At 64.0% G+C, this 1535-nt stretch carries 3 protein-coding genes; all 3 read right to left on the reverse strand.

Annotated elements, in window-relative coordinates:
• Positions 1–383, reverse strand: a 383-nt coding sequence (locus ACOJSN_RS19855) for a DnaB-like helicase N-terminal domain-containing protein (RefSeq protein WP_420114213.1), incomplete at its 3' end; no start/stop codon positions are given.
• On the reverse strand, positions 376–1242 hold the full coding sequence (locus tag ACOJSN_RS19860; RefSeq protein ID WP_420114214.1) for a hypothetical protein: 867 nt from the start codon (positions 1240–1242) through the stop codon (positions 376–378). The genes ACOJSN_RS19855 and ACOJSN_RS19860, both read right to left, overlap by 8 nt.
• Positions 1239–1370 (reverse strand): hypothetical protein, encoded by a 132-nt coding sequence (locus ACOJSN_RS19865; RefSeq protein ID WP_420114215.1) that lies wholly within the window; start codon positions 1368–1370, stop codon positions 1239–1241. Before ACOJSN_RS19865 ends, ACOJSN_RS19860 begins: the two co-directional genes overlap by 4 nt.
• Positions 1371–1535: the final 165 nt, after the last annotated feature.

The raw sequence follows: 1535 nt of genomic DNA on the forward strand, positions 1-1535 counted from the left end.
AGGTCTCCCTCCCGCGCGTTCTGCACGAGGCGGGTCCCGGCCTGGATCGCGCGGCGACGCTTAGCGCCCTCGGCGATCATCGCCGCCCAGTAGTCCGTCGCGTCGCCCACGGGCGCGGCTTCGGAGAGGGTGAACACGCCGCCCGTCTGGTAGCCGGGCACCTCGCCTCGGAGTGCCCCGTCCATGGAGACGATGTCGACGGGCTCGCCGCCCTTCCAGCGGCGGTGGAGGACGCCCCACACGGCCCCGAGGGTCGCGTTGGAGAAGTCGTCCTCGGTGACGTGCTGTGCCGCCCAACGGATCGCGGACGGGTCGAGTAGCGCGGCGCCGATCACGGCACGTTCGGCGAACTCCGTGCTGGTCGCCTGGTAGTCGTCAGACATACTTCATCCATTCCGGCTTCTGGGCCATCAGTGTTGGTGTGCCGAGGTCGTCGTCCCATTTCTCGGCGCGGAGCCATTTGCCGGGGTAGGGGACGAACTGGGGATCGGTCCCGGACGCCTTGACGTGGTCCCAGTACGCTCGGGTCTTGGTCATGAGGTCGTCGTGGCTGATCTTCTTGGGGACGGCTGCGGTGTATGCCTTCTCTGCGTCGCCCTTGGATACCTTCTTCTCCCAGATGCTCCACCAGTCGGGGAAGTTCTTCTTCGGGGGCTCGTGCACGCTCGGCCCGTCAGGGTTGAGCAAGATATCTCTATCCCTATCCCTATCCCTCTCCGACCCCAGACTGGGACCCGTAGAAGGCGCTGTATAAGGCTCTATATAAGAACCAGAGAAGGGCTTTATGTCATCGGCGCAGGCCAGGAGGGTTTTTGCCGCAGTCTTGCCTTGCGCGGCTTCGTCCTCGGCGACTGCCCGACGTAGCTCATCGGCAAGCACGCTGCGCAACTCCTCCGAGAAGGTGTTGCGCACTGAGTTGGCGATGCTCGCGGCGGTCGTTGGCTTCTTCCATGCCCCGGACGCGCGGACTGTCGACCGGACCAGCATCTCGCCCGTGTCGTCGTCGGTGACCACGAACCGGGTACGCCTTAGCTCGTCCACGGCGGTGATGATCCGCTTGGCTGTGAAGCCTCCTGCGAGTCGCGCGAACTTCGCTGGGGCGTAATCAAGCACCCCGGCAAGGTTCGTAGTCGGGTGCGACATCGCCATGATGTACACGAGCTGTGCGTCAACGGTGAGGTTGGTGAAGTCGCGGTCGTTCCAGATGGATAGTTTTAGCTGCGCGTATTCACGCTTGCTCAATCTTCCTCCTTCCCGTCGTCGTTCTCGGTCAGCGGCGGGGTGATCCAGGTTTCGCCGCCGTATTCGGTGTGATGGTCGTGATCGGTGTAGCAGCCGATCAGGTTCAATTCTTGGAGGAAGGGGCTCACTCGTCGTCCTCGGTGAGCAGCCAGAGTGAGCGGGGCTGAGGTGCTCCCGCGACGGTCAGTGCGGAGTCGAGGCCGAATGGGTTGCTGGCGCGCACTTCCTCGCCATCCCACTCGGCCAAGAACTCCCTGCCGTCATCGCGGACGATGATGTGCGTCCGGTCGATC

Source organism: Pseudactinotalea sp. (assembly GCF_048594945.1).
Lineage (GTDB): Bacteria > Actinomycetota > Actinomycetes > Actinomycetales > Beutenbergiaceae > Pseudactinotalea.